The organism is Pseudopedobacter sp. (assembly GCF_040392825.1).
Classification (GTDB): Bacteria; Bacteroidota; Bacteroidia; order Sphingobacteriales; family Sphingobacteriaceae; genus Pseudopedobacter.
The window spans coordinates 1-6,462 of sequence record NZ_JBEBVH010000233.1 but is presented as its reverse complement, the minus strand read 5'-3'; the positions used below and the strand labels follow the sequence as shown (position 1 = coordinate 6,462).

General features: G+C 38.0%; 6 protein-coding genes. All 6 read left to right on the top strand.

Annotation, left to right across the window (positions count from 1 at the left end):
* The first annotated feature begins 380 nt into the window (after nucleotides 1–380).
* Nucleotides 381–1,259 carry a branched-chain-amino-acid transaminase gene (ilvE, locus tag ABWO41_RS14295; protein WP_353139410.1) on the top strand — a complete coding sequence of 293 codons (879 nt, stop codon included), beginning with the start codon at nucleotides 381–383 and terminating at the stop codon, nucleotides 1,257–1,259.
* Nucleotides 1,259–2,935 carry a dihydroxy-acid dehydratase gene (ilvD, locus tag ABWO41_RS14290; protein ID WP_353139407.1) on the top strand — a complete coding sequence of 559 codons (1,677 nt, stop codon included), beginning with the start codon at nucleotides 1,259–1,261 and terminating at the stop codon, nucleotides 2,933–2,935. Before ilvE ends, ilvD begins: the two co-directional genes overlap by 1 nt.
* Nucleotides 2,904–4,652, top strand: a complete 1,749-nt coding sequence (gene ilvB, locus ABWO41_RS14285) for a biosynthetic-type acetolactate synthase large subunit (RefSeq protein WP_353139404.1) — start codon at nucleotides 2,904–2,906, stop codon at nucleotides 4,650–4,652. Before ilvD ends, ilvB begins: the two co-directional genes overlap by 32 nt.
* Before the next feature lie 13 nt (nucleotides 4,653–4,665).
* A complete protein-coding gene (gene ilvN / locus ABWO41_RS14280; protein WP_353139401.1) occupies nucleotides 4,666–5,268 on the top strand; it encodes an acetolactate synthase small subunit in 603 nt (200 codons plus the stop codon).
* 1 nt (nucleotide 5,269) lies between these two features.
* The gene (locus ABWO41_RS14275; protein ID WP_353139398.1) at nucleotides 5,270–5,740 is read left to right on the top strand and encodes a DinB family protein; all 471 of its coding nucleotides are present in this window, start codon (nucleotides 5,270–5,272) and stop codon (nucleotides 5,738–5,740) included.
* Between the two features lie 32 nt (nucleotides 5,741–5,772).
* On the top strand, nucleotides 5,773–6,462 hold a 690-nt coding region (ilvC, locus tag ABWO41_RS14270), incomplete at its 3' end, for a ketol-acid reductoisomerase (protein WP_353139395.1).

Here is a 6,462-nt window from a genome sequence, read left to right as displayed (position 1 = left end):
AAATATTATGCATACATAGCATTTATACCGAATACCATTTTGATGTTTGGTTCATGGCATCAAAAATAATATTTCAAAAAACAACACAAAACAACAACATTAAAACAAATAAACAAGAATATTCGAAACATTATTTTTATTTAAACTTTTTTTATTGAGCTATTGACAATAATTAAAGGATATACTACCTTACAACAATCAAAAGCAATATCAATAAAAATCTAACATGCTAGTCATTGTCAATATTATCGTCTTATTAGTTACTTACCTGATTTTGGGTGATATGCAGAAGGCATGTTTTAAATAATAAACAAAAGATATTTAGATGTGCCTTCTTAAACGGAGGCATTTTTTTTGAAAAAAAGTCAATTGTAACAAAAATGAAAAAATACATATACACTAAAGGTGAATTTGTGGAATCTACTTCCACAGGCATCGATATTTTCAGCCAAAGTGTGCATTATGGTTTTGGAGTTTTCGAGGGCTTACGCTCTTATGTTACAGACAATGGTGTGAAAATTTTCAAAGCAAAAGAGCATTTTGAACGTCTGATGCAATCTTGTGAAAAGATAGGTATACCTTTTAAAAGGGACATCTATGAATTAATCAGAATTTCTTATCGTCTATTGGAGCTTAACAAACTGGATAATGCCTACATAAGACCGTTGGTTACAACCGGCAGAGGTATGGATTTAAAAATTAACGATATAGCTGATATTACCATTATGGCCTGGGAATGGGATTTCTACAATGGTAACAAGCTATTGAACACTTGTATTTCTTCTCACCGAAGGTTGAGTCCGAAGACTTCTCCTATAGACGCCAAGATTACAGGGAACTATATCAATTCTATTATAGCAACAACAGAAGCTACAAATGATGGTTACGATGATGCTATTCAATTAGATGAACGAGGTTTTATTGCTGAAACTCCGGGAGCCAATCTTTTTTGCGAGAAAGATGGAAAAATATATACTCCAGCATCATCAGAATATATATTAGCAGGAATAACAAGATCTACGCTAATTCAAATCGCGAGATCTTTTGAGATAGAAGTTATAGAAAAAGACATTACACCGGAAGAATTCAAAGATGCAGACAGTGCATTCTTATGCAGCACCGCCGCGGAAGTCGTCGGCATCGGCTCGGTAGACAATGTACGATTTCGGTTAAATTTCGAAGATAGTGTTGGGGCTATGCTTCAAAGAGCCTATAAAAAATTAGTATTGGATAAATTAAGTTACGAGGTTATAATATAATGGAATTAAACAAGTACAGTAAGACAATTACTCAGGACAAAACGCAACCCGCCTCTCAGGCACAACTTTATGCCATAGGCTTAACCACAGCTGACATGTCTAAAGCACAAGTTGGTATTGCCAGTATGGGATATGATGGAAACAATTGCAATATGCACTTAAACGGCCTGGCCGCAGAAGTCAAAAAAGGTGTCTGGGATAATGGTCTGGTCGGTTTGACATTCCATACCATTGGTGTAAGTGATGGTATTACCAACGGTACTACTGGCATGAGATATTCTTTGGTATCAAGAGATTTAATTGCCGACTCTATAGAAACTGTTACCGGTGCCCATTTTTATGACGGTTTAATTACCGTACCTGGTTGTGATAAAAACATGCCCGGATCTTTAATTGCAATGGCGAGATTAAACCGTCCTTCTATTATGGTTTATGGTGGTTCTATCCATCCCGGAGAATACAAAGGAGAAGCTCTTAATATTGTTTCTGCTTTCGAAGCATTGGGTCAGAAACTTGCCGGAAACTTAAGCGACGAAGATTATCAGGGTGTTATTGAGCATGCCTGCCCTGGAGCCGGTGCTTGTGGCGGAATGTACACCGCAAATACCATGTCTTCTGCGATTGAAGCGATGGGAATGAGTTTACCTTACAGCTCGTCTAATCCGGCTTTAAGTCAGGAAAAAATAAACGAGTGTAGAGAAGCAGGAAAATATATCAAAATCTTATTAGAGAAAGATATTAAGCCTAGCGATATCCTAACCAGAAAAGCTTTTGAAAACGCGATTACGGTTATTATGGTTTTAGGAGGCAGTACTAATGCGGTATTGCATATGATTGCAATGGCTGATTCCGTAGGACTTGAGTTAACGCTAAAAGATTTCCAGAATATCAGTGATAGAATCCCTGTATTGGCAGACTTGAAACCAAGCGGAAAATACCTGATGGAAGATCTTCACAATATTGGTGGTGTTCCTATGGTAATGAAATACTTACTGAACAAAGGATTAATCCACGGAGATTGTTTAACTGTAACAGGAAAAACGATTGCTGAGAATTTAGAATCGGTACCTGATATCGAGTTTGAAAATCAGAAAGTGATTTTCCCATTGGAAAAACCTATAAAAGCGACCGGACACTTACAAATGCTTTACGGAAACGTTGCTACTGAAGGTTCTGTCGCAAAGATTTCTGGAAAAGAAGGAGAACGCTTTAAAGGAACTGCCCGTACATTTAATGGAGAAAGCGAATTAATTCAGGGTATTTCTTCAGGAAAAGTAAAAGCTGGTGATGTAGTCGTAATTCGTTACGTAGGACCAAAAGGTGGACCGGGTATGTCGGAAATGTTAAAACCTACAGCCGCCATCATTGGTGCCGGATTAGGTTCTTCTGTAGCCTTAATTACCGATGGACGTTTCTCTGGTGGTACGCATGGTTTCGTTGTGGGACACATTGTACCGGAAGCTTACGAGGGAGGTACAATTGCATTAATTCAGGACGAGGATATTATAGAAATCGATGCAACTACCAATACAATTAATGTATTGCTTTCTGACGAGGAATTAGCAGCAAGAAGAGCGCAATGGAAACAACCAGAACCTCCGGTTAAAAGAGGGGTATTGTATAAATATTTTAAAAGTGTAGAAAATGCAACAAAAGGATGTGTTACTGACCACTAGTCCGGAAGAAACTGCTACAGTAGCAGTTCAGCAACTGAAAGGTCAAGAAATTGTACTTAAGTGCCTTATCGAGGAAAATGTTGATACAATATTCGGCTATCCCGGGGGTGCAATTATGCCAATATATGATGCTTTATTCGACTATGAGGATAAATTACAACATGTTTTGGTTAGACATGAACAAGGTGCTACCCACGCAGCACAAGGTTATGCCAGAACTTCTGGCAAAGTAGGTGTAGTTTTCGCTACAAGCGGCCCCGGTGCTACTAACCTGATTACCGGTTTAGCAGATGCTCAAATAGATAGCACTCCAATGGTTGCTATTACAGGGCAGGTATTTGCTCATTTATTGGGTACAGATGCTTTCCAGGAAACTGACGTAATCAATATTACTACCCCGGTAACCAAATGGAATTATCAGATTACCGATGCTTCTGAAATTGAAGAAGTGATGGCGAAAGCTTTCTATATAGCTAGAACAGGGAGACCTGGACCGGTATTGATTGATATTACCAAAAACGCACAATTACAATTGACAGATTACTACGGCTATAAAAAATGTGATCACATCAGAAGCTATAGACCTAAGCCAATTGTAAGAAAAGAATATATTGAACAAGCTGCAGAGCTTATCAATAAAGCAGAAAAACCTTTTGTTTTATTTGGACAAGGCGTTTTATTGGGAAATGCAGAAGCAGAATTTAAAGCTTTTGTAGAGAAAGCCGGAATTCCGTCGGCATGGACGATTATGGGTGCCGGTGCAATTCCTACGGATCATGAACTAAACGTGGGTATGTTAGGTATGCATGGTAATTATGGCCCTAACGTTTTGACAAATGAATGTGATGTGCTGATTGCGATAGGTATGCGTTTTGATGACCGTGTAACCGGCCGTTTAGATAAATATGCCAAGCAAGCTAAAGTTATCCATTTAGATATCGATCCGGCAGAGATTGACAAAAACGTAAAAACTACAGTACCTGTTTGGGGAGACTGTAAAGAGACTTTGCCACTTTTAACCGAACTGGTGGAGAAAAAAGCGCATAAAGCCTGGTTACAAAGATTCAGAGACTACGAAAAAGAAGAAATCGCTGAATGTATTGAGAAAGAAATCAATCCGAAAGAAGGTGAAATGACTATGGGCGAAGTTATCAATTTACTGAACCAGTTAACTAATGGTGATGCGGTAATTGTAACCGACGTTGGTCAACATCAGATGGTAGCTTGTCGTTATGCGAAGTTCAACCACACCAGAAGCAATATCACCAGTGGTGGGTTAGGTACTATGGGATTTGCGCTTCCGGCTGCAATTGGTGCTAAATTCGGAGCTCAGGACAGAACGGTTGTTGCAATCATAGGTGACGGCGGGTTCCAGATGACACTTCAGGAGTTGGGTACAATTATGCAAAGCGGAGTGAATGTTAAAATTGTCATCCTAAATAACCAGTTCTTAGGTATGGTTAGACAATGGCAAGAGCTTTTCCACGATAGAAGATATTCATTTGTAAATATTACCAGCCCGGATTTCGTAGCTTTGGCAAAAAGTTACTATATAGATGGCCAGAAAGTTTCTGAAAGGGCACAATTAAATTCTGCTTTGGAAACAATGTTGAGCCATAAAGGTTCCTATCTGCTGGAAGTTATGGTTACCAAAGAAAACAATGTGTTCCCTATGGTTCCGCAAGGATGCAGTGTAAGTGAAATCAGACTTAAATAATTAGTAAATCATTATGGAAGCGAAAATAGAAAAGCAGGAATATAACATCACCGTTTATACCGAAAACCAAGTTGGTTTACTGAGTAGAATAGCTATTATATTCAGTCGCAGAAAACTGAATATAGAAAGCTTAAATACTTCTCCTTCTGAAGTGGATAGTATCCACCGTTTCAATATTGTCATCCATGAAACTGAAGAGGTAGTTAGAAAGGTAGCCAGACAACTGGAGAAACAGGTCGAAGTGCTGAAAGTCTATTATAACCGCAATGAAGAAATTATTTGGCAGGAATTGGCTTTATATAAAGTTCCTACCGATATCATTGCAGAGCATGTAAGTGTAGAAAGATTACTTCGCGAACATGGTGCGAGGGCTGTAGTCATCAGAAAAGATTATACTGTTTTTGAGGCTACAGGGCATAGAGAAGAGACTGATAAACTGATTGATGTACTGCAACCTTATGGTTTAATTGAATTTGTAAGAAGTGCAAGGGTAGCCATTATTAAAGACAGCGAAGGTTTCCATTCTAAATTAAAGAAATTTGAAAGTAATCTCCCTGGTGAACAAGCAGCAGAAAATGAATATTTGAATAAAAGGGACAAGGTATTTACAATGTAATATGACAGAACAGACTTTTAATTTCATTATCCAAACCCGGCAAGCTTTTATTCAACTGGTAGATTCTCTTACAATAGAAGAGTTAAATCATATTCCGGAAGGTTTCAACAACAATATTATCTGGAATTTCGGACATATTGTTGTAAGTACCCAATCGCTTTGCTATGTTCGCACCGGAATAAAAACAGATGCATCCTGGATAAAATATAATGACGATTTTAAAAGGGAATCAAAACCCTCCAGGTTCATCAATACTGACGAAGTCAATGAATTAAAAGCATTGGCATTGTCGACTATAAAAGAGATCCAAAGCGATTATGATGACGGCTTTTTTGAAAAAGTACAATCGTTTGCTACATCGACATATAAAGTTGAAATGAATACCTTTGGAGAAATTTTAGTTACAACCGCGGGGCATGACAACATACACCTGGGTTATGCCTTAGCGCAGAGAAGATTAATAAGAAAATAGTAGAATTAAATACAAGTAATAATAAACAAAAAATGGCAAATTATTTTAACACCTTACCGTTAAGAGAGCAATTGAACCAATTAGGCGTTTGTGAGTTTATGGAAAACTCTGAATTCGCTGATGGCATAAACGCATTAAAAGGCAAAAAAATTGTTATCGTTGGAGCAGGTGCTCAAGGTTTGAACCAAGGTTTAAATTTAAGAGATAGCGGTTTAGATATTTCTTACGCTTTACGTAAAGAAGCTATTGAAGGTAAAAGAGATTCCTGGAAAAATGCTACAGAAAACAACTTTAAAGTTGGAACTTACGACGAGTTAATTCCTACTGCTGATGTAGTGGTTAACTTAACTCCAGATAAACAACACACTGCTGTTGTTAGCGCTGTTATGCCATTGATGAAACAAGGTTCTACCCTATTATACTCTCATGGCTTTAACATCGTGGAAGAAGGAATGCAGATTCGTAAAGACATTACTGTAATTATGGTTGCTCCTAAATGTCCAGGTTCTGAAGTTAGAGCTGAGTATTTAAGAGGTTTTGGTGTTCCTACATTGATAGCTGTTCATCCAGAGAACGATCCTGAAGGTAAAGGTTTGGCACAAGCTAAAGCTTACTGTGTGGGTACTGGTGGTCACAGAGCTGGTGTGTTAAGATCTTCTTTCGTTGCAGAAGTAAAATCTGACTTAATGGGCGAGCAAACTATTTTATGTGGTTTATTGCAA